This is a genomic window from Gracilimonas sediminicola (assembly GCF_024320785.1).
Classification (GTDB): domain Bacteria; phylum Bacteroidota; class Rhodothermia; order Balneolales; family Balneolaceae; genus Gracilimonas; species Gracilimonas sediminicola.
In genome coordinates this window covers 144,380-169,851 of sequence record NZ_JANDBC010000003.1, presented here as the reverse complement: position 1 = coordinate 169,851, position 25,472 = coordinate 144,380, and the positions used below count along the sequence as shown (strand labels likewise).

Sequence of the window (25,472 nt, the reverse complement as noted above, 5' to 3'; positions counted from 1 at the left end):
AACTTGTGCATTGAATCGATGGGGATGATCTGGGTACGGAATCCTAAAGTCATATTTACAAAACCCATTTAATACTATTCCATCAATAGAAATTTAACGAACTCTTCGTTTAGTAATAATTGAAAAAGGTCGTAATTTCTTCTTTGTCGAAAAGAAAAACATATTTTCGTTCTAAAAAATACAGCCAAATATATTTTATATTAGTCGCCCAATTATTTACTTCTTTCGTTCTTAATTCCATATTATTTAATGAAAAATACCTATCACGAACTTATTGACCAGACCTATCATTTCCCACAAAATGGCTTTAGCCTGGTTGATGGCACGCTGAATTTTAACAATGTAGATCTTCACTATCTTATTGAGAAATATGGCACCCCCTTTAAGCTGGCTTACCTTCCGAAGATCAGGGAAAAAATTAAGCAGTCCAGAGAGTATTTCAATAAAGCCATTGCTGAAAACAACTACTCCGGCAGCTACGAGTTTTGTTACTGCACCAAATGCTGTCACTTCAATCATGTTGTAAGAACCGCTCTTAAAGAAAACGTTTCCCTGGAAACCTCTTCTTCTTTTGATATCGACTTGATTGAAAACCTGTATAACAAAGGTGTTTTCTCAAGTGATAAAACCATTGTTCACAATGGCTATAAAACGGACGATTATATCAAGAAAATTGGCCGGCTCAACAAAGAAGGATTCAAAAACTCTATTTGTGTGCTGGATAATGCCCGGGAGTTGGATCAGCTGATGGAGCTTAACCTTGATCATCCCATCAAAATTGGATTGCGGATATCGATTGAGGAAGACCCTAAAGCTGCTTATTACACCTCAAGATTGGGTATCAACAAGCGTGAAATTCTTGACTTTGTAAAGGAGCGCATCATTGGTAACGACCAGGTTGAACTGGTTATGGTTCACTTTTTCGTGGATTCCGGCGTAAGCGATAATATGTATTACTGGAATGAATTCAAGAAGGCACTGAACCAGTTCACAAAAATCAAGAAAATTGCTCCCTCGGTAAATGCTTTAAATATCGGTGGTGGATTTCCTATCCAGAACAGCCTCAGCTTCGATTTTGATTATGAATACATCACCGGCGAAATTGTGCGGAATATTCAGGAAGCCTGCAAGGATGAAAACGTTGAAGAACCGGACATATATACCGAATTTGGAAAATATACGGTCGGGGAAAGCGGTGCGGTTATCTTCCAGGTGCTGGAACAAAAACAACAAAATGACGCCGAGCTTTGGTACCTGGTTGATAACAGCCTGATGAATACCATACCAGACGCCTGGTCCATCAACGAGAAATTCATTCTTCTCCCCCTCAATAAATGGGAAAACCAATACAAGCGAATAAACATTGGCGGTATCAGCTGCGATCATTCCGATTACTACAATTCTGAGGAGCTGAACCAGCAAGTACTTCTCCCCACTTTTTCGGATGATGATTCGGAGCCACTTTACATTGGGTTCTTCCATACGGGAGCCTACCAGGATTCCATAAGCGGATATGGCGGCATCAAACACTGCCTCATCCCTTCGCCCAAGCACATTGTGGTGGATATTGATGAAGACGGAAATTTATTCGACTACGTATATCGCGATGAACAAACGGTAGATAACATGCTTAACATTCTGGGATACAATGACTAAGAATAACCCAATTTTTGCTGGAATTGAAGGAGATCATAATGCCTTTGATCGAGCCAACGTACTTTTACAGTCTATCCCTTACGATGGAACCAGTACCTGGGGGAAAGGAGCCGATCAGGGCTTTGAAGCCTTTCTGGATGCTGCTGAAAACATGGAGATTTATGATATCGAGACGGATAGTGAGGTCTATAAACAAGGCGTACACATTCTGGACCCTATACTGGAGAAATCCTCCCCGGAAGCGATGTTTGAAGCCGTTTATAAGGGCACAAAAGAACTTCTGACAAAAGAAAAATTTCTCACCTTCTTCGGGGGAGAACATTCGGTTAGCATCGGGATCATCAAAGCTTTTTACGAAGCCTACCCCGATATCACCATCCTTCAGCTGGATGCACATACCGATCTGCGTTCTCAATTTCACGGTTCGCCTTATAATCATGCTTGTGCAGTATATGATGCGTCCCAAAATGCAAACCTGGTTCAGGTGGGCATCCGAAGTATGGATTCGGAAGAACTTAAATACCTGGATCGCAATAAATGCTATTTTGCTGAAGACATGTATGGTCAGACCGACTGGATGGATGATTCTATTACCAAAATGACTGATAAAGTGTACATCACCTTAGACCTGGATGTATTTGATCCTTCCATCATGCCGGCAACCGGAACTCCAGAGCCTGGCGGGCTGGACTGGAACACGACAATCCGATACCTCAAGAAAGTATTTCAACAAAAAAATGTACTGGGCTTCGATATTGTGGAACTTGCCCCTATTGAAGGACTCACGGCACCGCAGTTTTTGGCGGCCAAACTTTACTATAAAATGCTAAGCTATAAATTTTCCAACTCATGAGTAACAAAGGACCTGTTTCTGAATTCCTAACCTATCATTTCCGGCACTTTAACGCCGCTTCTGTAGTTGATGCAGCCAAAGCCTATGAAGATCAGCTACAGTCCGGCTCCAAGATGATGATCACCCTTGCCGGAGCTATGAGTTCTGCAGAATTAGGCCTTTCGCTGGCTGAAATGATTCGGGAGGATAAGGTGCATATCATCACCTGCACTGGAGCTAACCTGGAAGAAGATGTATTCAATCTGGTGGCTCATGATCATTACAAACGCATTCCCAATTACCGGGATTTGAGTCCACAGGATGAGCAAGACCTCCTCGATCAACATTTTAACCGCGTCACCGATACCTGCATCCCAGAAGAAGAAGCCATGCGCCGTATTGAAGATCATTTGGTGAAGCGCTGGGTAAAGGCAACCGAAGAAGGAAACCGACACTTTCCCCATGAGTATTTTTATGATCTGCTTTTAAGCGGAGACCTTGAAGATTCCTACCAGATTGATCCTAAAAATTCGTGGCTTATGGCAGCAGCGGAGAAGAATATCCCTGTGATTGTTCCCGGTTGGGAAGATTCCACCTGCGGTAATTTCTTTGCCTCTCACTGTATTGAGGGCCGCACAAAGCCAATCGCGATTAAGTCAGGCATAGAATACATGATGTATTTGTCTGATTGGTACCTGAACAACTCAGACAACGGAGTTGGTTTTTTCCAAATCGGAGGCGGAATTGCCGGCGACTTCCCCATTTGTGTAGTACCTATGATTGAGCAGGATTTAGGGAAATCAGATGTACCGCTTTGGTCCTACTTTTGCCAAATCAGTGATTCCACCACCAGTTACGGTTCATACTCTGGAGCCGTTCCTAACGAAAAAATAACCTGGGGCAAACTTGGAATAGACACGCCAAAGTTCATAATAGAATCTGATGCTACTATTGTAGCTCCGCTTATTTTTGCTTATCTGTTGGGTTGGTAACCTGCTAATTAATCATCTTACTGCGTGGCTATTACTGATAAAAAGATCTCTGCAGAAACAGCTTTATACATCTATAAAAACCTGATGCTGCCCAGGCGCATCGAAGAACGAATGCTGATGCTGCTCCGGCAGAATAAGATCAGTAAATGGTTCTCGGGAATAGGCCAGGAAGCAGTTGGGGTTGGAGTTTCACTCTCCTCAGAGCCTGATGACTATATCCTTCCCATGCACCGCAACCTGGGAGTGTTTACGGCTCGAAATGTTCCCTTCTACCCTCTTTTTTGCCAGTTATTTGGCAAGGCTGACGGATTTACTCAGGGACGGGATCGTTCCTTCCATTTTGGAATTCCCGAGCACAAAATTATTGGGATGATATCTCACCTGGCCGCCATGATGCCCGTTGCTGACGGACTGGCCCTGGCAATGAAAATGCGGGATGAAAATGCCGTTGCATTCTCTTTCTGTGGTGATGGAGCCACCAGTGAAGGTGATTTTCATGAAGCCCTGAACTTAGCTGCCGTATGGAAACTGCCGGTGGTATTTATTATTGAGAATAACGGGTACGGACTTTCCACTCCAACTTCCGAACAATTTGCCTGTGAGCATTTATCTGATCGCGCCAAAGGCTATGGCATGCATGGTTTCAATATTGATGGCAACAATATCTTTGAGGTCATGAATACGGTTGGTAAAGCAAGGGAATTGGCATTAAAGGGTGAACCGGTACTCATTGAAGCTAATACATTTCGCATGCGTGGTCATGAAGAAGCTTCAGGGACGCATTATGTACCGGATGTATTATTTGAAAATTGGGCAGAAAAAGACCCGATTCATCGGTTTGAGCTGTATATGGAATCCGAAGGCTTGTTCACCCAGGGCGAGCTTGAAAAGGTTACCAAAGAAATTGACGAGTCCTTTAAGGAGGATCTTAACAAAGCTTTGGCAGCACCTGATCCTGAATTTGATGAAGAAAGGGAGCTTGGAAGAGTGTATGCCCCTCAGCCCTATGATACCCCTCCGCATAAAGATGGAGTTACCTACGAACATCGCTTCGTGGATGCCATTCAGGCATCATTACGTCAAGCTTTTGAAGAAGACAGTAAGTTCGTCATCATGGGACAGGATATTGCCGAGTATGGTGGCGTGTTTAAAATTACGGAAGGTTTTTTAGAGCAGTTCGGGCATCAGAGAGTCAGAAATACGCCGATTATTGAATCCGGTGCTTTAGGCGCTGCCCTGGGATTGGCGCTGGCGGATTTTAAACCCGTGGTGGAAATGCAATTTGCCGATTTCATTTCCTGTGGATTCAATCAAATTGTGAACAACATCGCAAAAACACATTATCGCTGGTCTCCTCCTCTCAATATCACCATTCGTGCGCCGCATGGCGGAGGAGTTGGAGCCGGGCCTTTTCATTCTCAATCGGTTGAAGGCTGGTTTATGCAAATTCCGGGGCTGAAAGTTGTGGTGCCCGGCACGGTGGAAGATGCCATGAATTTGATGTACAGCTCCCTTCACGATCCTAATCCGGTGTTGTTTTTTGAGCATAAAAAGCTATATCGAAGCTTAAAGGCCCACATCCCTGATACCGCTAACTATGAACCTCTGGGGAAAGCTAAAGTCCGAAATGAGGGTTCGGATGCAACCATCATCACCTATGGAATGGGTGTTCAATGGGCACTTTCTGTGGCTGAATCATATAACAAAAAAGGTATTTCACTGGAAGTGCTTGATTTACGCACCCTCCTTCCTCTGGATAAAGAGGCTATTCGGGAATCGGTTCAGAAAACAGGAAAAGTTTTACTGTTGCAGGAACCTTCGCTCACGCTGGGACCATTGAGCGAAATCTCCGCAATCATTTCTGAGGAATGTTTTGAATGGCTGGATGCACCTGTAATGCGTTGTGCTTCCTTAGACATGCCCATCCCCCACGATAAAGGACTTGAAGGCGGCTACATGGCCCATTCAAAACTGGACAAGTTGATTAGTAAACTCATTGAATACTAAACAGGGATCCAACATTATGGAAAATACAAAGAGCATTGACCGACTCAATTACAGCTGGAATATTTTCCTTCACCAACAAGAGCTCATCAAATTAGCGGATAACAAAATCCGGTATTTATTCCTGGTAAGTAGTGTGGCGGCTACTTTTATACTTACTGAATCCAAAACGCTGGAAACCATCAATATTTCCGAAATTTTGTTTATGGGTTCCTTTGTGCTCTTTTTGGCTTTTGCCTCGCTGACCATCAAGCCCCGAAAAACTACTCATGGCGGTAATGATACCTCAAGGCTTGTATATCATCAGGATATTATCTCAAGGCCGAACCGAGCGGCCTATGCAGCTGATTTTCGGGAAGCTTCGGATGAAGAATTGCAAAGCGACCTGCTCCATCAGATCTATGAAATTTCTTCTATAGCCAACAAGAAATACCGGTACTACAATTATTCCTTCTACACCCTTTGTGTACAGATTATCTTTTTCTTTATCGTACTTATTTAGAATCCCCTTCAGCTTCAATAAAAACCCGCTTCACACGTGGGTACATTTTCTTAATCTCCGTAGATAGTTCTGCCGTGCCCGACTCAACCTGATCCGAATTCAACTCAGATACAAAATCAGCGTTAATCGTTACCAAAATGTACTGAGGCCCCATGTGTAACGTAAGCACTTCTTTCACCATGTGGATGGAGTTCATTGCATTCCCCATTTTCTGTATGCTTTCTATTATTTCACGGTCGGCACTCTCACCAATCAGCAGCCCTTTGGTTTCATGGGCCAGCCAGATTGCAGTTCCGCCTAAAATCACTCCAATAACGATAGACGCTATTCCATCAAAGATGAGTATACCGGTAACCTGAGAAAGAAATACCCCAACGAAAGCCACCATTAGTCCCAGCATAGCGGCGGAATCTTCAAACAGAACCACAAAAGTAGTTGGGTCTTTTTCTTTGCGGACGGCTTCGTAATAACTTCGGTCGCCTTTGGTCTTATTGAACTCTTTCCAGGCAAAATACCAGGCGAAGGCTTCAAAAATCATGGCCAGCCCCAGCACAATGTAATTCACCATGGGGTTGGTAATTTCATGGGGATCGGACAGGCTGTGAATTCCTTCATAAATGGAAATACCGGAACCCACTGCAAAAATCATGATAGCCACCACAAAACTCCAGAAATAGACTTCCTTACCATGACCAAAAGGAAAGTCGGCGTCGGCCGGCTTTTCGGCTTTCTTCAATCCCATCAGCAGCAGAACCTGATTTCCGGTATCAACCACCGAATGGATCCCCTCCGACATCATGGCCGAACTGCCGGTAATTACAGCAGCGATAAATTTAGTGATTGAAATGAGTCCATTACCGATGAGAGCGGCATAAATAACTTTTTTTGAACCTGAGGCCAAGGGAATTTTTTTTTAGTTAATGATTGGCTCTAAGTAAAGTGATTTTAAGCAGAGTTTCACCATCCAATAATTTCCCGTACCGGGTGGATTCTTTTCAGTGAATTAATATCTTGGTATTGATTTAAACAACATGGTGATGTTATGGAGAGACTTATAATCCCTTTACTTGTTGCAATACTTCTGCCTGTTTTAGCAACTGCACAATACAATCCTCTTGTTGATGAAAAACCCAGTGTTAATCAAGTTCCCCCTCCTCCTCCGGATGAATTAATATCATTTAAGCCTAAGAGTGAAAAAACAGCAAAAATGTTAACCGTTGCTGTTCCATCGGCAGCCATTTTGATTGGTTCTGTTTTCAGAAAATCAGATTTCGGCTTTATCATGATTACAACAGGAATTGTCTTTGGCCCTTCAGCAGGAAACGTATATGCCGAAAACTTTGAATCTGTAGTTAAGGGAATAAGCCTCCGTTCTGGTGGCTTTGGACTGATGGTAGTAGGAACTTATTTAGGACTTTTTGAATATATCTTTTCCCCTCATTCGGATGATGGAGACCGTAGCATCGGTTTTTTCCCGAAAAGTCTGGTAATCGGCGGAGCAGGAATTATTCTCTACAGCTGGGTACACGATTATTTTAAATCAGCAGAGAATGTACGAGAGTACAATAGTGAATATGAAAAGCCTTTTTTCACCTTCGCTCCCACTTATTTCCCAAAAGAAAAAGCTCCGGGAATAAGTGTATCACTGAGCTTTTGATTAACTGATTTTCTTCATCAGCTTTTCCATGAAATCTTCTCCGGCTTTCACTTCCCTGAACTGTGAAAGCAGTTTTTTTCCTTCTTTCGCAGAAAATGCCAGTTCACGAAGGTCATCATCATGAACCAGCACTTCTTCAAAAGTAGCTCTCTCGACCGAGCCCATTTCATCGTCCACATAATCGGTGATGAAATCTTCTATTACCGGATGGTATTCTTTGTCTAAAAAATTATCCATAAGGGGAGTTTGCTAAATGAGTCTTCACTCCCCTTTAATTCAATTATGCAGCATTTGTTCCCAGCTGCACATAATCTTTGATTAAAGCCTGGATTTGAGCCCTTCCACGGTTAATTCGTGATTTCACAGTTCCCATCGGAATGTCCGTGATATCAGAGATTTCTTCATAGGAAAGTTGCTGAAGGTCTCTGAGTATGATTACTTCGCGGAAATCTTCCGGTAGTTCCATCAGGGCTTTCTCCAGTTGCTCCATGCATAATTTCTCATGAAGAGCATCGTCCTGAAGGATAGTAGCATCCTCCAGGAGAAGCTCTCGATCATCGGGGTCAGATTCATCTTTGTGAATTGACACCTTATACATTCGTTGCTTCTTTTTATACAAACTCTTGGCAAGGTTCAGCGCAATGGTGTACATCCAGGTCGAAAATTTGGCAATACGCTCGTAAGAATGCTTGCTCTTGTGAACTCTCAGGAACGTTTCCTGCACCAGGTCTTCACAGTCCTGATGGTTATGAGTATAGCGATACAAAAAGTTGTGAAGACGATCCTGGTACCGGTACACCAATTCATTAAAAGCCAGTTCTTTTCCGTTTTGGAAATACTCCATTAAATCTTCGTCGTCATAGTTTTTGACCGATGCCGCTTGAAACGCTTCCATTAGTAAACTCCACAATTTTAGTTTCGATTCTTATGATGAGCGAATCGATACTACCCGATGATTCGCTTGACCAGGAAGAATAAAATCGAAGTGGAGTCTAAAGTGCTGAACCCTTTGATGGAGCGATCTGCATCCAGCAAGGCTTCAAATATCCGGGGCATATCGCTGTAGCGAAAAGCTGAGGCATCTTCCCAGAGTTTGTTAAAGTACCAGCTGCTGCCGATGCCTAACTCGCTCTGGATCTGATTTTTAGCAAACCCCTTTTCGGAGAGCCTCAAAATCTGCCAGATATTTACAAACACACTGTTAAAGAACCCCACGAGACGAATTAATTCTCCCGTGTCTGATTTAGTGTGTTGCAACATCTGTTCCGAGATATAAAACGACTGTTCCAGATTTCGCTTAACAATGGCCTCTTTGAGCTCTATGGCCGTAAATTCGCGATATGAGCCGATTATTTTTTTTACATCGGCCTCTGAAACGGTATCAGAAGTGTCCACAAAAGTGCACACTTTATCTATTTCTGTGGACAGTAACTGCAGGTTATTACCAACAAACTGAGACAACAACTGGGCTGCTGCCGGCTCAATTTCTTTGGAGTGATGGCTACGAACCCAATCAATCACCCAATCCGGGATCAGGTAATCGGCCATGCGTTCAAATTCATGGAACCCAACCTTCTTATCTTTTTTCAGGGCTTTACCGATGTTGGTATTGCCTGCCGGTTTTTTTGTATCAAAACAAACCAGGATTGTGGAGGGATTGGGTTGTTCTATATAAGAGATAAAATCATTTATGTGCCCCGCCGGTGAGCCGTCTTCACTCCCGCCCTTACTTAATTGCAGGAAGTTGCGGATAATGAGAACTCTTCGTTCGGCCATCATAGGGAAGCTTCGGGCAATGGAAAGAGCTTGTGCCGGCGTAACTTCCTGTCCGTATAGCAAATCGAAATTAAAATCTTTTTGCTCAGGGGGAATGATTTTCGAGAACCGTTCCAGCAGCTGGTCCAGATAAAAATCCTCTTCTCCGTAAAGATAGTAGATGGGTTTGAGGTTACCGGAGTTAATTTCTCCGACTACCTGCTGATAAATCTGGTTACTGTTTGGTTTTCGTGCCATCGCGGTGGAAATTCCAAATAACGTGCACCAAATTCCATTCTGTTTTGGAGTTTTTTTTGTGCTGTATTCCTTATATCGGCTTTAGTTAATGGAACACGGATAAAACGGATACTGTGGATTTTTTTTGATTGTTTCTTCGGTTTTGAACTCTAAATCATGACTATCAAAATGGTGTTTTCTTTTGAAGAAAGAACCTCCAAGCGTCCATCAGATCTTGGAGCGTTCGCCTGATGCTTTAACCAAAAACTTAATTGATATATGGGAACATTTACCTTAGTGTATAGTTGGAACAGTTACTATGCTTAAGAGAAAATCTACTCCCGTGAAAAACACATCGAACAATAACTCTAATTCCAAAAGTGGTTCCGCCCCTTCCATCACTTACATTACTAAGTCCACCGAGATAACGGCGGATATGTTTTGTGAGGATGACGTGCGTATTGCCGGCACCGTTGATGGTAAAATCGAATCCAAAAAGAAAGTGATGCTGACCGAATCCGGCAAAGTGAATGGCAGTATTCATTCCCCTGATGCCGATATTTCCGGTTCCGTATCCGGAGATGTAAAAGCCTTCGAATCACTGGTGCTGAGAGCGTCAGCCATTGTTGATGGAAAAATATTTACCAAAAAGCTGACTATCGAGAACGGTGCACAGGTAAAAGGTTCCTTTCAGGTTGGGCCGAATGTATCAATCCCAGCTAACGGATCACAAATTGTTAGAAAGACAGGAGCTGGCGATAAAAAGAAAGAAGAAACCGATACTTAGACCCGATTTATTTTTTTGCTTTCGATATAAATAAATTGATCTGTATTCAATATTTTAAGGATTCGATCAAGGTTAACTAATTGGTATTTCGTGGACGAACTTAACAAGGCGGAGTCGGTAACTACTATTACGAAGGGCACCCGGGTTTCAGCTAACATTCAGACAGAATCAGATATCCGTATTGCCGGAACTGTTGATGGCGATATTAACGCTAAGAGAAAACTGATTCTAACCGATACCGGGCGAATAACAGGATCTGTGGTTGCACAGGAAGCTATTCTTGAAGGGCGCTTTACCGGAGAACTCCGAATTAAAGATCATATTAAGGTTACCTCCACAGCTGTGATTGATGGATTTATATTTTCCAAGAAAATTTCAGTAAACGAGGATGCCGAGGTAATCGGGATTGTAAGCGTTGGGCCGGATGTCGATGTAATGAACGCCAAGCTCACCAAAGAGCCAAAGCGTCCTGAAATCAGAAAAGCCGTTAAGAAAGCAAAAGAAGCCATCTCGGATTCAGAGACAAACGGTGAAGTTAAAGAAGTACCTGAACCCACCTCTCCTTTTGGGCAGGAAGAGAAAAAAGCGCCTCAATCTCGTTTTATAGGAAATGTATTAATTGGAATTCCTTCTGTTGATACGGACAAAGACCAAGCTGATGAAATCAAGTCAACCTGCGAGAACTTTATGCAGGAACTTGGATTTGAACTCGAAATCTTTGACGAACCGGTTCTGGATTCCTTCTACCAAAAGCTGACGTACGTACGAAAAAGCTCTGACACGGAAAATGACATCAGGGATTTGTACAAAGAAGGAAAAGAAAGCCTGGAAACATCATTACTCAACAAAGGAAATACAGATGCCAACTCATCACTGCAGAATGCAGCAGATAACCTGGTTCAGTTTTTCAAGCAATTTGATGAGTTTGCAGTCATCCTGGGTGATATCGTCCTGGTTCAGCAGGTAGAAGACGACGTGCAAAGCATTGCCGTAGAAATAGTACCCGAACAGCTGCAAGCCGCTTTAAAGAAAGATGCAGAATTGGTGAGCACTCCTGCCCGGGTTTATTCTTATGTAGGAAATTAAGGCGTCAACCGACCCATCATTCTCGGGAATGGAATCGTCTCACGCACGTGAGATAAGCCACACACCCACGCTACGGTTCGCTCTAACCCAAGACCATAGCCGGAATGCGGAACGGAGCCAAAGCGGCGTAGGTCGAGGTACCATTCAAATACCTCTTTATCCAGCCCTTCTTCTTTGATGCGCTCTTCCATCACTTCGAGATCGTCCTCACGTTGACTTCCCCCGATGATTTCACCGTAACCCTCAGGAGCTAATACATCCATTCCAAGAGCAAGTTTATTAGTATCGTCTCGCTTCATATAGAAGGCTTTGATTTCAGCCGGCCAGTGTGTTACAATCAGCGGTACATCATATTGCATCATCAAAACGGTTTCATCACTGCCACCGAGATCATTCCCCCACTCAAAATTACGTGCCGACTCTTTCCAGCCTGGGATGTTTCGAAGATCTTCCTCAATCTGATCGATGCGGGCTGAAATTTCTTTTATGCGCTGATCAATCTGGGCTTTTCGCCACTTTTTAGCTGATCCATGTTCTTTTTTAATTTCTTCCCACTCTTTCTCGAGATCCACCTGTTCCTGTCTGCGCGACTCAGCCATTTCATCCAGCATATCTGCGGTTTCGTCGCTCTTAAGGATCTTCACTGCCTCATCATAAGTCATTCTCTCGAAAGGTTCAGTGGCCGTTTTTTCGAGTGAGGAAGTATCCCGTTCCAAAATCTCCAGCTCATCCTTTCTCTTCTCCAGCACGGTAGATACGATGGCTTTGATCATATCCTCGGCCAGATCCATATTCATATCCAGGTCGTAATAAGCCATTTCCGGCTCAATCATCCAGAACTCTGTTAAATGACGGCGTGTTTTGGACTTCTCTGCGCGAAAGGTTGGACCAAAAGTATAAATCAGACCGTGTGCCATCGCCATGGCCTCGCCATAAAGCTGACCCGTTTGAGCCAGGTAGGCTTTATCTTCAAAATAGTCCGTTTCAAAAAGGGTTGTACTACCCTCAGCTGCATTGCCGGTAAAAATCGGGGAATCCATCTGCACAAAATCCCGCTCCTGGAAAAACGTATGGATAGCATAAATAATCTCATTCCGAACACGCATGGCCGCCCACTGCTTCTGGCTTCGCAACCACAAGTGACGGTTATTCATCAGAAACTCAACGCCGTGTTCTTTTGGGGTGATGGGATAGTTCTCCGCCACCTGATGTACCTTTACATTTGATACATGAATTTCATGGCCGCCAATACTTCGCTCATCGGCTTTAACGGTTCCAACCACTTCCAGCGAGCTTTCTTGTTTGAGAGAAGTTGCGGCTTCCCATACATATTCTGAAACATCATCTTTGGCTACCACACATTGTGTGATTCCGGTTCCGTCTCTCATCTCGATAAAGACTAAACTTCCGCTGCTTCGGAAATTATATACCCACCCTTTCAGGGTTACTTCTTTATCAACGTGATCTGCGAGTTTCTTGATGTAGGTCATTTTTGGAATGAGGAATTAATGATTATAGATTTTGAATTTTTAGAAGCTAATTTTCGGGTAACAGGATTGCTTCCATAAAATCTTCTTCGGTGAAGAAGTCTTTTACGAAGCGCTGAATTTCTTCTGCGGTTACCGAATCGATGTTTTCAACGAGTTCGTCCAAAGTAACAAATCGGCCAAAATATAGCTCGCTCTTAGCCAATCGGGTCATTCGATTACTGGTACTCTCCTGAGACAGCAGCAACTTCCCTTTTAACTGCGACTTGGCTTCGGCCAGCTCTTTTTCAGGAACCTGTTCATCCTGCATTTGTTTGAGTTCTTTCTTGATCAGTTCACGAACGTGATCAACATATTCCTTATCGGTTCCCACATAAATTCCCCATAAACCAGTGTCGGTGTACGACTGGTTAAAGGTTTGAATGGAGTAGCAATACCCGTACTTCTCACGCACATTTTGATGCAGCCTGGAGCTCATTCCACCACCCAGAATGGTGTTAGCCAACAGTAGCAGGTATTTGTCCTTGTGATCAAAATTCAGCCCTCTGCGGCCATAAATGTAATGGGTTTGTTCTATGGCTTTGGTCAGCGTGACATCTTCCGGTTTGAACTCAGGCAGTGGTTGCTCCGATTCATCGTGGTCTTTAGCCTCAAGGTTTTCGAAATACTCGGTAACAAGCTGCACCACTTTGTCGTGATCTACATTTCCGGCAACGGAAACCAGTAAGTTGCCCGGGTAATATCGATCTTTCATATAATCGTAAAGATCCTGGCGCGAAAAGTCAGATACCGTTTCTTCATATCCCAAAACCGGCCGCCCTAATTCATGTCCGTTAAAGATCTTTGAATTGAATTCTTCAAAAAGGAAATCATCCGGAGAATCACGGTACATCTTCATTTCTTCGATTACCACTTTCTTCTCCTTCTCTATTTCTTCTTCAGGGAAAGCGGGGTGAAGTACCATGTCGGAAAGCACGTCCAATGCGCGGTCTAATTGGGTATTCAAACACCGTGAGTAATAGCAGGTATATTCGGATGAAGTAAAGGCGTTAAGGTATCCTCCTACCGATTCCATACTCAGCGCAATGTCAAAAGAAGAACGCTTATCAGTTCCTTTAAACAGCATATGTTCAAGGAAGTGAGTAATTCCGGCTTGTTTAGCTGTTTCATGTCTTCCTCCTGTTTTTACCCAAATTCCAATCGATACGCTTTTTACAGACTCAATCTTTTCGGTAACAATTCGAAGTCCGTTAGGTAGCGTACTCTTGCTTACAAAATCAATTTCTTTCACGTTTTCCAATCCTTTTTATCTCTTCCTCTTCTATATAGTAACTTTTCCAAAGTTACAACGATATCGTTTATCCTTTTCGATCCTCTTAACTTTGGAAAAGTTCTACTTCTAATTCACGATTTTAATCTCAAAAAAATGGCGCTCTTTCGCGAAGAAAGAGCGCCTAATATAAACAGCTTTGTTGGCAAAGACTTACTCTTCTTCGTCGTTTTCCAACAATGCTTTTCTGGATAATCGAAGCTTATTTCCCGGCTCAATTTTGAGGAGCTTAACTTCAATCTCATCGCCCACACTCATGTAATTTGTTACGTCTTTAACATGCTTGTGATCAATTTCAGAAATATGAAGGAGTCCATCTCGTCCCGGAGCGATCTCTACGAAAGCACCAAAGTCTTTGATGGTTTTAACCGTACCTTTATAAGTCGCGCCTTCTTCAAGCTGACCTGTAATTGCTTTAATTCTGTCTTCAGCATCTTTTGCTTTGTCGAGGCTGTCAGCTGAAATAGTGATTTTACCTTTGCCGGTTTCGTCATCTTCTTCAATCCAGATTTCAGTATCTGTTTCTTTCTGAAGAGTCTGAATCACTTTACCACCAGGCCCAATCACAGCACCAATCATGTCGCCATCAATCGTCATATTGACGAACTGAGGTGCGAATTCGGATAAACTTTCTCTTGGAGCAGAAATGGTTTCAGCCATTTTACCCAAAATGTGCATTCTTCCGGTATGAGCTTGCTTAAGGGCTTCTTCCATAACTTCAAAAGAAATGCCCTTAACTTTCATATCCATTTGGCAAGCCGTGATACCATCTGCGGTACCGGCTGTTTTGAAGTCCATGTCGCCCATGAAATCTTCTTCACCACGGATATCAGAAAGAACAACAGAGTTGTTTTCTCCAACAATCATACCCATTGCTATACCTGCAACCGGTTTTTTCAGAGGCACACCGGCATCCATCAGCGCCATAGAACCACCGCAAACGGAAGCCATGGAAGATGAACCATTCGATTCCGTGATATCAGAAATCACACGGATTACATATCCAAAGTCATCAAAGGATGGCATCATCATACGGAGTGCACGCTCGGCAAGGTGACCGTGACCAATTTCACGTCGGCCAGGACCTCTCAGGAAACCAGCTTCACCTACAGAATATGGAGGGAAGTTGTAATGCAGGTAGAATTTCTTCTCTTCTTCATCGAACAGAGTATCTACTGCCTGAGCATCTTTTTTGGTACCTAAGGTCACAGATACAAGAGCCTGTGTTTCGCCACGGGTGAAAATGGAAGAACCGTGTGTGCGTGCGAGGTATCCGGCTTGTGTCCAGATATCGCGAATGTCTTCAGGAGCACGACCATCGATACGTCGTTTTTTCTCCAGAATCATGTTGCGAAGCTCTTCTTTCTCAACAGTACTCAGAATATCCTTAACGATATCCATTTCTTCTTCAAAATCTTCTTCAAGCTCAGCAATCACGCTGTCTTTGGCTTCCTGTAGCTTGGCAGAATATTCTTCTTTCCCAAGGCCGATGTTAACTACTTCTTTAATTTTGTCGGTAGCTAATTCACGGACTTTATTCTCAATTTCTTCAGGATTTGATTCCGGAGTGAAATCTCTTTTTTCGCGTCCATATTCTTCACGAAGTTCTTCCTGAAATTCGCATAATGTGATAATAGAAGCGTGGGCAGCTTTAATAGCTCCTAACATCTCATCTTCAGAGATTTCATCCATCTCTCCTTCCATCATCAATACTGAGTCGGCTGTACCACCAACAATCATGTCGATATCACTTTTCTCCAGTTCAGACAGGGTTGGGTTGATAACAAACTCGCCATCAACGCGACCTACTCTAACTTCAGCCATCGGTCCGTCAAAAGGTACATCGGACATATGTAGCGCAGCTGAGGCACCAAATCCACCCAGAACATCACCATCGTTTTCTCCGTCTGAAGAAACAACGCTTGAGATGATTTGGGTTTCACATAAGTATCCTTTTGGGAACAAAGGACGCAAGCTACGGTCAATGAGACGACTCGCTAAAATTTCTTTTTCTGAAGGACGTCCTTCACGTTTCATAAAACCACCGGGGAAACGGCCGCCGGCTGAAAAACTTTCTCTGTGGTCAACAACTAATGGGAAAAAATTCTGTCCCGGTTTTGGTTCTTTAGCACTTACGGCGGTACAAAGTACCTGGGTATCACCCATTCGAACCACTACAGCGCCATCGGCTTGCTTGGCAATCCGGCCTGTTTCTACTGAAAGCACCTTACCCGGTGCAAATTCTACACTTCTTATTTCTTCTTTCATTTGTCTTCTTTGTCTTTATTGATTTGCGAAATCCCGCCAACAACAGATAGGAAAATAGCGGCAGGATAAATTAGAAAAGGCTCCACAATGGAGCCTTTAAACGAATAAACTTACTTACGGATACCGAGTTCTTTGATAAGTTCTCTGTACTTCTCGATATCGTTTTTCATGAGGTAGTTCAACAACCTTCTTCTTTTACCTACCATTTTCAACAATCCTCGTCGTGATGCGTGATCCAGTTGATTATCTTTCAGGTGGTCAGTCAGGTCATTAATTCTTTTGGTAAGAAGGGCAACTTGTCCTTCTGTGGAACCCGTATCGGTTTCACTTTTTCCAAACTTCTTAAAGATTTCTTTCTTTTCTTCTGCGGTTATGCTCATTGCAATGGTTTAATTAGTACTTATATAAATCGATTTATAGTTTTGAAAGATAGGGGTTTTTGTTGAAATGGACAATGTTTGGATGTATGATTTTTAACCTAAGAATGCAGAGATTATCATCCTGCCCTATTTTTATAATTGAGCAACTTTAAAAACTTCCTGCTCAGAAGAGAATATTTGGTTCATATAAAGTATAACTGCACCCATCTTATTGCTTTGATATTGAATCCGCTTTCTTCATTTTATTCTGTTGTTAAAAAAATTCGGGAATGTTGTTTCTGATATAATTGAGAAAATTCATTTAAATAATTCGGGAAAGCAGGACAATGAAAAAGACAATAGCTACTATAGCACTTTTACTTTTTACTACTCTTTTTAATAGCGTGATTTCTCAAACAAGTTCAGGGGAATCTTTTGCGATAACGAATGCCACAATAATTGATGTTGAGCGTTCTCAACAAATTGAAAACAGAACCATACTTATTGAGAATGGCATAATTAAATCAATTCTGCATAGTGATTCTGTGAGTTTAGAATGGATTGAACGCATAGTTGACGTAAATGGAAGCTACATCATCCCGGGGTTAATTGATTCCCATGTTCACCTTTTCAGACCAAAGAATCGCAATGACATTTTATCGGAATTGCTTTACTCAGGAGTTACTGCTGTGCGTGATATGGGTGGTGATGCAAGAATGTACCAATCTCTGAATCAGGAAATCAGCAAGGGAAATCTAATGGGTCCTGATATATACTACTCAGCAAATGTATTTGGCCCAACTTTCTTAAAAGATCCCAGAACCAAATTCGCTGCACTGGGTTTTGAGCCGGGTTCAGCTCCCTGGATGCGGCTGATTACTGAAGAAACTGATTTAACAAGAGTAGTTATCGACGCCAAGGAAGCCGGGGTAACCGGGCTGAAGGTCTATTCAAATGTTAATCCTGAATTATTATTAAAGCTAAGTGAAATTGCCCGCGAAAACGGGTTAAAAATGTGGAGTCATTCCAGCGTATTTCCCAGCCGGCCTTCTGATGCTGTCAAAGCTCAAGTGGATGTATTATCCCATAGTGTAGGAATGATTTTTGAATTGGAAGAGAATATGCCTGCCTCCTTCAATGAGGCCATTCGTGAATCTGTTCCACTTCAAGACTTTAAAAACACCGATGCTATAGCGTCAGAGTTCTTGTCCTTGTTTGAAGAAATGAAATCAAGAAACGTGATCTTTGAGCCAACACTTTCAGCCTGGGAAACGCAAGAACGTACTCAGGTGTCTGAAATCAGTTCACAAAATCAAAAAGAGAATCCGACTAAACATCTGTCAGGTGCAGCAGAAAGGCTCGACCCGAAAGCTCTGAACGATTGGGCATACAGAATTACAAAAACAGCTTATCAAAATGGAGTTACAATAGCGGCAGGCACCGATTTCAACCTAAGTATCAAATGGGTACAGGACGAAATCATCCTGCTTACAGAATCCGGCTTGTCAAATATAGATGCAATTAAAGCTGCAACGTTGAATAATGCTAAGGCCATCGGAATTGAGCATACTCATGGCTCTATAGCCGTTGGAAAGACAGCTAACCTTGTTGTTCTATCTGGTAACCCCTTAGAAAACATCGAACATATCAGAACCGTGGTCTCCGTATTTAAAAACGGCAAAGAATATAAAAAGACTCAATAAGCATGTTAAAATAACTGGTACTGTGGTGGCGTAATCCCGTTCATTCTTAAATAAATAGTTGTTTGCCCTTTGTGATGCGTGTTATGCTCCAGCGCTTTGTGAATCCACCCTCTCCTGGTTACTTCAAATTGCCCTCTTTGTACGATCTCCGTTAACTTATCGGCATCCATTTCATTGATACTTTTTATAGCAAAATCATAGCTCTCGGTAACTATTCGTTGAACTTCGGCTTTGGTATGATAGGCTTTTGTTGCTTCCAGATTCTCTCCCGGAAAGATTCCCGCAGCACCTGTTCCATTTGATGAAAGTCCGATAAGTCCCTGAGCGAGGTGTAAGTATTGCTCTGCAAAAGTGCGGACGTCCTCATTAGGTCTGAAACTGTATTTATCAGCAGGCATCGCTTCAATATAGGAAAGAGACATGGCTTTACTTCTTTCCATATCTGAGGCAAGTTCATCAACAATATACTGCTGGGAAAAAGCTGTGGAGGAAAGGCTTAAAAAAAGAATAGTGATCAGTAATCGCATGGGTTCGGAATTGGTTGTGGTTTAGTCCCCTGAAATAAAAAAGGGCTAACCGAGACCTACGTGGTAATACCCAAATTGATTCAGTCTGATAAAATTTGCAGTGCTGTTTGCTTGTCCGCTCCCAATTGAGCCTTCAACACTTCCACCCCATCAAACTTCTTCTCATCCCGAATTCTATCTATGAACCGCACCTGTATAGTATCTCCATAAATTTCCCGGTCAAAATCAAAGATATTGACTTCCAGTGTTCTCTCGTCTTCCCCGAACGTTGGACGAACACCGATGTTCATCATACCGCCATACCATTCGTTGTTCACCCTAACTTTGACAGCATACACCCCGTTTTTCGGTATCACTTTATTCTCATGTTCCGGCTTCAGGTTGGCCGTTGGGTAACCGATGGTGCGGCCGCGTTCATCCCCGTGCATCACTATTCCGTTTAATAAATAATGACGGTTCAAATATTCAGCGGCTTGTTTAACATCGCCTTCCTCAGCCAGGGTATTCCGGATTACGGTACTGCTGATGGTTACCTCTCCCATTTCCTGCTTGGAAACCACATACGAATCAAAACCTAACTCCTCCCCCAGCTTCTCTATAGTATCGATGGTACCTTTCCGGTCGCGGCCAAAATGATGGTCATAGCCAATTACAAACTCAGATACGCCTACTTTGCTGAAAATAATATCACGTACAAATTCCTCGGATGATAGAAGGGAAAAATCCCGGTCAAACGGAATCACCAATAACACGTCCACGCCGAGATCTTCCAATATCTCCGCTCTTTCTTTGAGCGTTGTAAGCAGCTTGATTCCTTCTTTTCCCGGATTAATGATCTCTCTCGGATGAGGATCAAACGTCACCACCACACTACGAGCATTTCGTTCACGGGCTTTGGTAACCACCGCTTCCATCAGTGCCCGGTGCCCCTGATGCACACCATCAAAAGTACCGACGGTTACTACGGTGTTGGGCTCACGGGTAATATTTTTCAGTTCAATTAACTCTGCCATATCTCTTTTAATTGATCTCCCATTTCATGAGGCGTTAGCGCATCGTCCACTAAAAAATCTCCGATGGCCGTTCGTTCCAGCCCACTCAGATATGCTTTTGAGTCAAGAGCCTCTCCCAGATCTCGTGCCAAAGACCGGATATAGGTTCCTTTGCTGCACTTAATTTTCAAGGTAAGCCTGGGCGGTTCAAAGTTGAGGATCTCATGTTCATGAAAAGTAACCTGCCGTGGCAGCCGAACCACTTCTTCTCCTTTTCGGGCTAACTCATACAGCTTCTTGCCGCCATATTTAAGAGCTGAATACATCGGCGGAATTTGCTCTACCGTGCCGGTGAATTCTTTACCAAGAACGTCAACAATCTTTTCTTTGGTGATGTGTTCCCAGCTCGCTTCTTCGGTCACTTCTCCCTCTGCATCATAGGTAGTTGTAGATTTACCAAAGGTGATTTCACCTGTATATACTTTAGGCAAATCCTGAATCATAGAAATGGATTTGGTCGCCTTTCCGCAACACAAAATCAGCATTCCTGTTGCCAGAGGATCCAGCGTACCTGCATGCCCTACTTTTTTTACACGGATGCGTTTTCGCAGGAACTTGACCACATCAAAACTGGACCACTCAAGGGGCTTATCGATCAGGAAAATAGCTCCGTCAGATAAATTAGTATCCTTATCCGGTAAATTATTTTTACCGAAAACCGGAATTTCATCCAAAGGAAGAGCTCGGGCCATTTTTAGTCTTCGGAGGGTGAGTCAGGGTCTTCTTCAGGTATGTCTACCTTTTTAAGCAGCTGCTCCATTTTATTGACATACTCAGCAGTATCGTCTTCGTAGAAATGGAGCTCAGGGATCTTCCGAACCTGGTTCTTAATTTTTGAAGCCAGATCGTATCGAATCTGATCTATGTGCTCGTCAATAAATTCATAAACCGGTTTGTCATCGCGGCCGGGTGAGAACACACTTAAATAGACCTTCGCAATGGAAAGATCATCGGTCATAACCACATTGGTTACGGTCACAAATGTTCCGCTTGGCTGGTAAGATCGCTGTATAATTTGGCCGAGGTCACGTTTAATAACCGCCGCCAATCGTTCTGGTCTGAAACCCATAATCAGGTAAGTATAAAATTAGACTTCTAATTCCGTCAGATATCGATTATCCGGCAGAATCTTCAAGAGTACGCTTCTGCTCAGTAATCTTGTAACTCTCAATCTGATCGCCAACCTTGATGTCGTTATATCCCTGGATACTGATACCACACTCGTAGCCGGAAGTAACTTCTTTCACATCATCTTTGAAACGCTTGAGAGCATCGATTTCGCCATCATAAATAACGACACCGTCGCGAACAAGTCGGATTGGGTTATTTCGTTCAATCTTGCCTTCGGTTACATAACAACCGGCAATGGTTCCCACTTTGGAAACTTTGAAGGTTTCCCGAACATCAACAACACCCATCATCTGCTCTTTAATCTCAGGTGATAACAGACCCTCAAGGGCATCACGAACTTCATCCACAGCATCATAAATAACGCTGAACAGTCGGATGTCAATCTCTTCATTCTCAGCCAGTTTACGGGCACTGGTAGTAGGTCGCACCTGGAAACCGATAATAATCGCATCGGATGCAGATGCCAGAAGCACATCGGATTCAGAAATGGCTCCTGCTCCGGTGTGAATAATATTAACCGCTACTTCATCGGTACTCAACTTCTGGAGTGAACCTGAAAGAGCCTCAATAGAACCGTCCACATCGGCTTTGATAATGATATTCAGCTCAGAAACCTCACCAAGGGCAAGTCGGCGTGAAATATCGTCCAGCGTCATGTGCTTGGTTGTTCGCATGGCTTGCTCACGGCGGATTTGCATTCGCTCGTTAGCTACTTCTTTAGCTAATTTCTCGTCTTCTGCGGCAATCAGTTTATCACCGGCCTGAGGCATTTCATCAAAACCCATAAGCTGTACCGGTGTAGATGGTCCGGCTTCTTTTACACGTTTACCACGGTCATTTTCCATGGCTCGTACACGCCCAAAGCAAGGACCGGCTACAAACGGATCTCCAACCCGGAGTGTACCACCCTGAACAAGGATGTTGGATACAATACCTTTTCCTTTATCCAGACGGGCTTCAAGTACAACACCATCAGCGCGTCGGTCAGGGTTTGCTTTCAGTTCAAGCAGTTCGGCTTCAATCAATACTTTTTCGAGCAGGTCTTCAATTCCCTGTCCGGTATGAGCCGAAACTTCAGCATACTGAACCTTACCGCCGTATTCCTCAACAATAACGTCGTGCTCAGAAAGCTGCGTTTTAATTTTATCGGGATTTACTCCCTCTTTATCAATCTTGTTAATGGCTACAACGATAGGTACGCCTGCTGCTTTCGCGTGATTAATCGCCTCAATAGTCTGCGGCATCACGGAATCATCAGCGGCTACTACCAGAATTACAATATCGGTAGCTTGTGCACCACGAGAACGCATAGCGGTAAAGGCCTCGTGACCCGGAGTATCCAGGAAGGTAATCTCGTTATCATTATGTACTACCTGATACGCACCAACGTGCTGGGTAATACCCCCGGCCTCACCGGCTGCTACCTTCTCTTCACGGATGTAATCAAGCAATGATGTTTTCCCGTGATCAACGTGACCCATTACCGTAATAATCGGAGCACGTGGTTTTAGATCTTCTTCGTCATCTTCAGGGATGGTCAGGTCTTCATCCATCTCTTCTGCTTCGATGAACTTCACTTCCTTACCGTACTCTTCGGCAACCAATTCGATGGTACCGGCATCCAGTCGCTGGTTAATGGTAATCATCAACCCGATAGACATACATACCGAAATAATATCGTTTACGCCTACACCAAGCAGATCGGCCAGCTCATTAGCTGTAATGAACTCGGTAGTCTCGACAACATCTGATTCGAGCTCCTCGAGTTCCGCCTGCTTTTGCAGTTCCTCCTCACGTTCTTCTTTACGCTCTCTACGACGTTTCTGACGCTTGCTTCCCACGGTTTTAGAAGACTGCATCTTCTTCATGGTTTCGCGCATCATCTTATCTACATCAGTCTCGTCAATTTCTGTCTTCTTCTTTCTCTTCTTGCGAGACTTTTTGGATTTGTTATCCGAATCAGATTTTGAGCTTGAAGAATCATCTTTACGGTCTTTACGACGCTTTCTCTTCTTACGAGGTTTACGCTCGGTAGTGAAAGATGCTTTACCTAATACTTTAGTTCCTTTTAGTTTACCGGCAGATCCGCGGATGACATCTTCATCCTCTTCGTCCTCATCATCGTCAGACTTCTTGGATTCAGTGTCTTCATCTTCCTCGTCGTCTTCATCATCCTCCTCTTGCTCGGATTCTTTAGCTTCTGCTTCGGCTTCTTTCTTCTCAGCTTTCTCAGCCTCTTCTTCCTCTTTCTTGGCTTTAGCCTCTGCCTCAGCTTTTTTCTTAGCTTCAGCTTCTTCTTTCTTCTTAGCCTCTGCTTCTTCTTCCTCTTTCTTCGCCTTAGCTTCTGCTTCAGCTTTTTTCTTAGCTGCTTCTTCTTCGGCCTGCTCATCAGCCTCATCTTCTTCTTCGATAGGCTCTAAATCAAGCTCATCACCACTATCATCATCTTGTGGCTCAAGGTCTTCAGTATCGTCTTCCGGCTCCAGCCCTACTTCATCTTCAATAGGTTCCAACACGTTATCCAGAGTAACGCTGTCGTTGCGTTGGTTCATCATCTGGCTTCGGCGGCTCTCATATTCTTCACGGGCTTTTTCGTGATCTGCACTCTTTGCCCGGTCTTCGCCATACACCTCATCCAGCGCCTCATACATTTCAGGCGTTATTTTGAAGTTAGGACGATTGGCTACGTCAAAACCATCTTCACTTAAGGTATCCACAATACTTTGTGTAGATACATTAAACTCTGATGCTACTTTAAATAATGGTTTGGGTCTTTTAGACATATAGAATATTTGAATGTGAGCTTGTTAAACTAAGAATTTTTAAATGGAATTGCCGACTTAAGCCTCGTCTTCGAATTCATAGGCAATTACACTCATAATCTTCTCAGCAAGCTCGGGATCTATTTCTTCGTTCGTTCTGCTTACTAATTCATCTGCATCTAACTCCAGTACTGCGCGTGCAGTGTCGCAGCCGATATCATGAAGCATCTGGATTACTTCTGCTCCGAAATCAACTTCAAACTCGTCGATATCGATATCATCTTCGGCTTCAACTTCACGATATACATCGATTTCGACCTCAGCCAGCTTGGAAGCAAGGCGGATGTTAACCCCTCCCTTACCAATGGCTTTTGATACTTCATCGGCCGGAACCAGTACATTGGCGTGTTTGGCTTCTTCGTTCAGTTCAACCTTCAATACTTCTGCCGGCTGAAGTGCACGTTTTATGAAGTCAATCTTATCCGGGGTGAAGTTGATCACGTCAATATTTTCGTTCTGTAATTCACGCACAATTGCATGAATACGAATTCCTTTCATCCCTACACAGGCGCCAACCGGGTCAACGCGCTCATCATGTGAGAGAACAGCAACTTTAGAACGATCGCCCGGTGCACGTGCAATTCGCACCAATTCAATAATGCCGTCAAATACTTCAGGAATTTCGTTTTCAAATAATCGCTCCAGGAATAATTCGGAAGTCCTTGAGATAATCACTGTCGGGTTACCATTACGCATGTGAACACCCGTCACTACTGCGCGGATCGTATCACCTTTGCGGTATCGATCTTTATAAATCTGCTCACTTTTGGGGAGCAGCAGCTCAACTCCATTGTGATTTACAAGAATGTCTTTATTGTGGCGAACCTGGTACACATCACCGAGAATAATTTCCCCAACGCGATCGGTATAGTCTTCATAAATATTATCCTTCTCGATCTCGCGGATTCGCTGTGCCAACTGCTGGCGGGCCATTGTAACGGCTCTGCGGCCGAAATCTGTAATCTGAATTTCCTGAGCAAGTTCGTCATATAGCTCAATATCCGGATCTACTTTTTGGGCATTTTCGAGGGTAATTTCAGCAACTTCATCAGTGAGCTCATCGGCAGGAACAACCTCCTGTACGTGTAAGATCTGTATCTCTCCCCGATCAGCATTCAGGATTACCTCAAATGAATCATCCGACTCATATTTCTTGCGAATCATGGTACGGAAAACATCTTCCAGAATGGAAAGAAGCATATCACGCTCAATGCCTTTCTCGTGTGCAATTTCAGCAAACGAGGAGATAATCTGTTTTGATAATTCGTTCTGCATCAGTATAGCT

General features: G+C 43.4%; 23 protein-coding genes. 9 read left to right on the top strand and 14 right to left on the bottom strand.

What is annotated here, in order from left to right; genetic code table 11:
• Positions 1-249 precede the first annotated feature (249 nt).
• The 5 genes from NM125_RS13715 to NM125_RS13695 are packed head-to-tail and all read left to right on the top strand — an operon-like array spanning position 250 to position 5,986.
• Positions 250-1,656: a type III PLP-dependent enzyme domain-containing protein gene (locus tag NM125_RS13715; RefSeq protein WP_255135534.1), complete on the top strand. Its 1,407-nt coding sequence runs from the start codon at positions 250-252 to the stop codon at positions 1,654-1,656.
• A complete protein-coding gene (gene speB / locus NM125_RS13710) occupies positions 1,649-2,509 on the top strand; it encodes an agmatinase (protein ID WP_255135533.1) in 861 nt (286 codons plus the stop codon). Before NM125_RS13715 ends, speB begins: the two co-directional genes overlap by 8 nt.
• Positions 2,506-3,480 (top strand): deoxyhypusine synthase family protein, encoded by a 975-nt coding sequence (locus tag NM125_RS13705; protein ID WP_255135532.1) that lies wholly within the window; start codon positions 2,506-2,508, stop codon positions 3,478-3,480. The genes speB and NM125_RS13705 overlap by 4 nt, the downstream gene beginning before the upstream one ends.
• Before the next feature lie 24 nt (positions 3,481-3,504).
• The gene (locus NM125_RS13700) at positions 3,505-5,487 is read left to right on the top strand and encodes an alpha-ketoacid dehydrogenase subunit alpha/beta (RefSeq protein ID WP_255135531.1); all 1,983 of its coding nucleotides are present in this window, start codon (positions 3,505-3,507) and stop codon (positions 5,485-5,487) included.
• Positions 5,488-5,503: 16 nt separating this feature from the next.
• Positions 5,504-5,986, top strand: coding sequence for a Pycsar system effector family protein (locus NM125_RS13695; protein WP_255135530.1), 483 nt, complete (start codon positions 5,504-5,506; stop codon positions 5,984-5,986).
• Here NM125_RS13695 and NM125_RS13690 read toward each other — a convergent pair.
• Positions 5,979-6,887: a cation diffusion facilitator family transporter gene (locus NM125_RS13690; protein ID WP_255135529.1), complete on the bottom strand. Its 909-nt coding sequence runs from the start codon at positions 6,885-6,887 to the stop codon at positions 5,979-5,981. The genes NM125_RS13695 and NM125_RS13690 overlap by 8 nt on opposite strands.
• Before the next feature lie 141 nt (positions 6,888-7,028).
• Here NM125_RS13690 and NM125_RS13685 point away from each other — a divergent pair, with 141 nt between their 5' ends.
• Positions 7,029-7,643 carry a hypothetical protein gene (locus tag NM125_RS13685; protein ID WP_255135528.1) on the top strand — a complete coding sequence of 205 codons (615 nt, stop codon included), beginning with the start codon at positions 7,029-7,031 and terminating at the stop codon, positions 7,641-7,643.
• Here the strand turns inward: NM125_RS13685 and NM125_RS13680 are convergent, their stop codons facing one another.
• From NM125_RS13680 to holA, 3 genes are read right to left on the bottom strand one after another with little or no spacing between them, the layout of a single operon-like run.
• On the bottom strand, positions 7,644-7,880 hold the full coding sequence (locus NM125_RS13680; protein WP_255135527.1) for an anti-sigma factor: 237 nt from the start codon (positions 7,878-7,880) through the stop codon (positions 7,644-7,646).
• A 43-nt stretch (positions 7,881-7,923) separates the two neighbouring features.
• Entirely contained in the window at positions 7,924-8,538 is a 615-nt protein-coding gene (locus tag NM125_RS13675) for a sigma-70 family RNA polymerase sigma factor (RefSeq protein ID WP_255135526.1), read from the bottom strand.
• A 50-nt stretch (positions 8,539-8,588) separates the two neighbouring features.
• Positions 8,589-9,656 carry a DNA polymerase III subunit delta gene (gene holA / locus NM125_RS13670; protein WP_255135525.1) on the bottom strand — a complete coding sequence of 356 codons (1,068 nt, stop codon included), beginning with the start codon at positions 9,654-9,656 and terminating at the stop codon, positions 8,589-8,591.
• Positions 9,657-9,954: 298 nt separating this feature from the next.
• Between holA and NM125_RS13665 the strand changes: the two genes are divergently transcribed.
• Both NM125_RS13665 and NM125_RS13660 read left to right on the top strand, forming a co-directional pair.
• A complete protein-coding gene (locus tag NM125_RS13665; RefSeq protein ID WP_255135524.1) occupies positions 9,955-10,422 on the top strand; it encodes a bactofilin family protein in 468 nt (155 codons plus the stop codon).
• A gap of 90 nt (positions 10,423-10,512) precedes the next feature.
• Positions 10,513-11,508: a bactofilin family protein gene (locus tag NM125_RS13660; protein ID WP_255135523.1), complete on the top strand. Its 996-nt coding sequence runs from the start codon at positions 10,513-10,515 to the stop codon at positions 11,506-11,508.
• Here NM125_RS13660 and NM125_RS13655 read toward each other — a convergent pair.
• The 4 genes from NM125_RS13655 to rpsO form a co-directional block, all read right to left on the bottom strand.
• The gene (locus tag NM125_RS13655) at positions 11,505-12,998 is read right to left on the bottom strand and encodes an asparagine--tRNA ligase (RefSeq protein WP_255135522.1); all 1,494 of its coding nucleotides are present in this window, start codon (positions 12,996-12,998) and stop codon (positions 11,505-11,507) included. The two genes, NM125_RS13660 and NM125_RS13655, sit on opposite strands and share 4 nt — an antisense overlap.
• Positions 12,999-13,044: 46 nt before the next feature.
• The gene (locus NM125_RS13650; RefSeq protein ID WP_255135930.1) at positions 13,045-14,286 is read right to left on the bottom strand and encodes a M16 family metallopeptidase; all 1,242 of its coding nucleotides are present in this window, start codon (positions 14,284-14,286) and stop codon (positions 13,045-13,047) included.
• A gap of 192 nt (positions 14,287-14,478) precedes the next feature.
• Entirely contained in the window at positions 14,479-16,593 is a 2,115-nt protein-coding gene (pnp, locus tag NM125_RS13645) for a polyribonucleotide nucleotidyltransferase (RefSeq protein WP_255135521.1), read from the bottom strand.
• Between the two features lie 110 nt (positions 16,594-16,703).
• A complete protein-coding gene (rpsO, locus tag NM125_RS13640) occupies positions 16,704-16,973 on the bottom strand; it encodes a 30S ribosomal protein S15 (RefSeq protein ID WP_255135520.1) in 270 nt (89 codons plus the stop codon).
• Between the two features lie 326 nt (positions 16,974-17,299).
• On the opposite strand from rpsO, the gene NM125_RS13635 reads away from it, so the two are divergent.
• Positions 17,300-18,655, top strand: a complete 1,356-nt coding sequence (locus tag NM125_RS13635; RefSeq protein WP_255135519.1) for an amidohydrolase family protein — start codon at positions 17,300-17,302, stop codon at positions 18,653-18,655.
• Between the two features lie 5 nt (positions 18,656-18,660).
• Here the strand turns inward: NM125_RS13635 and NM125_RS13630 are convergent, their stop codons facing one another.
• From NM125_RS13630 to nusA, 6 genes are all read right to left on the bottom strand, one after another.
• Positions 18,661-19,182 (bottom strand): DinB family protein, encoded by a 522-nt coding sequence (locus NM125_RS13630; protein ID WP_255135518.1) that lies wholly within the window; start codon positions 19,180-19,182, stop codon positions 18,661-18,663.
• A gap of 80 nt (positions 19,183-19,262) precedes the next feature.
• Positions 19,263-20,195, bottom strand: coding sequence for a bifunctional riboflavin kinase/FAD synthetase (locus tag NM125_RS13625; protein WP_255135517.1), 933 nt, complete (start codon positions 20,193-20,195; stop codon positions 19,263-19,265).
• Positions 20,183-20,926 (bottom strand): tRNA pseudouridine(55) synthase TruB, encoded by a 744-nt coding sequence (truB, locus tag NM125_RS13620; RefSeq protein WP_255135516.1) that lies wholly within the window; start codon positions 20,924-20,926, stop codon positions 20,183-20,185. The genes NM125_RS13625 and truB overlap by 13 nt, the downstream gene beginning before the upstream one ends.
• Before the next feature lie 2 nt (positions 20,927-20,928).
• Positions 20,929-21,303, bottom strand: a complete 375-nt coding sequence (gene rbfA / locus NM125_RS13615; RefSeq protein WP_255135515.1) for a 30S ribosome-binding factor RbfA — start codon at positions 21,301-21,303, stop codon at positions 20,929-20,931.
• Positions 21,304-21,349: 46 nt separating this feature from the next.
• Positions 21,350-24,148: a translation initiation factor IF-2 gene (gene infB, locus NM125_RS13610; protein ID WP_255135514.1), complete on the bottom strand. Its 2,799-nt coding sequence runs from the start codon at positions 24,146-24,148 to the stop codon at positions 21,350-21,352.
• 57 nt (positions 24,149-24,205) lie between these two features.
• Entirely contained in the window at positions 24,206-25,462 is a 1,257-nt protein-coding gene (nusA, locus tag NM125_RS13605) for a transcription termination factor NusA (RefSeq protein ID WP_255135513.1), read from the bottom strand.
• Between the last annotated feature and the right edge of the window lie 10 nt (positions 25,463-25,472).

Excerpts from the sequence above, each read along its gene's own strand:
- nusA (WP_255135513.1), bottom strand. The coding sequence starts at position 25,462 with ATGCAGAACGAATTATCAAAACAGATTATCTCCTCGTTTGCTGAAATT.
- NM125_RS13635 (WP_255135519.1), top strand. The coding sequence starts at position 17,300 with ATGAAAAAGACAATAGCTACTATAGCACTTTTACTTTTTACTACTCTT.
- holA (WP_255135525.1), bottom strand. The coding sequence starts at position 9,656 with ATGGCACGAAAACCAAACAGTAACCAGATTTATCAGCAGGTAGTCGGA.
- rbfA (WP_255135515.1), bottom strand. The coding sequence starts at position 21,303 with ATGGGTTTCAGACCAGAACGATTGGCGGCGGTTATTAAACGTGACCTC.
- NM125_RS13665 (WP_255135524.1), top strand. The coding sequence starts at position 9,955 with ATGCTTAAGAGAAAATCTACTCCCGTGAAAAACACATCGAACAATAAC.
- speB (WP_255135533.1), top strand. The coding sequence starts at position 1,649 with ATGACTAAGAATAACCCAATTTTTGCTGGAATTGAAGGAGATCATAAT.
- NM125_RS13625 (WP_255135517.1), bottom strand. The coding sequence starts at position 20,195 with ATGGCAGAGTTAATTGAACTGAAAAATATTACCCGTGAGCCCAACACC.
- NM125_RS13675 (WP_255135526.1), bottom strand. The coding sequence starts at position 8,538 with ATGGAAGCGTTTCAAGCGGCATCGGTCAAAAACTATGACGACGAAGAT.
- NM125_RS13705 (WP_255135532.1), top strand. The coding sequence starts at position 2,506 with ATGAGTAACAAAGGACCTGTTTCTGAATTCCTAACCTATCATTTCCGG.
- NM125_RS13655 (WP_255135522.1), bottom strand. The coding sequence starts at position 12,998 with ATGACCTACATCAAGAAACTCGCAGATCACGTTGATAAAGAAGTAACC.
- NM125_RS13630 (WP_255135518.1), bottom strand. The coding sequence starts at position 19,182 with ATGCGATTACTGATCACTATTCTTTTTTTAAGCCTTTCCTCCACAGCT.
- NM125_RS13715 (WP_255135534.1), top strand. The coding sequence starts at position 250 with ATGAAAAATACCTATCACGAACTTATTGACCAGACCTATCATTTCCCA.
- NM125_RS13685 (WP_255135528.1), top strand. The coding sequence starts at position 7,029 with ATGGAGAGACTTATAATCCCTTTACTTGTTGCAATACTTCTGCCTGTT.
- rpsO (WP_255135520.1), bottom strand. The coding sequence starts at position 16,973 with ATGAGCATAACCGCAGAAGAAAAGAAAGAAATCTTTAAGAAGTTTGGA.
- pnp (WP_255135521.1), bottom strand. The coding sequence starts at position 16,593 with ATGAAAGAAGAAATAAGAAGTGTAGAATTTGCACCGGGTAAGGTGCTT.
- infB (WP_255135514.1), bottom strand. The coding sequence starts at position 24,148 with ATGTCTAAAAGACCCAAACCATTATTTAAAGTAGCATCAGAGTTTAAT.
- NM125_RS13680 (WP_255135527.1), bottom strand. The coding sequence starts at position 7,880 with ATGGATAATTTTTTAGACAAAGAATACCATCCGGTAATAGAAGATTTC.
- NM125_RS13695 (WP_255135530.1), top strand. The coding sequence starts at position 5,504 with ATGGAAAATACAAAGAGCATTGACCGACTCAATTACAGCTGGAATATT.
- truB (WP_255135516.1), bottom strand. The coding sequence starts at position 20,926 with ATGGCCCGAGCTCTTCCTTTGGATGAAATTCCGGTTTTCGGTAAAAAT.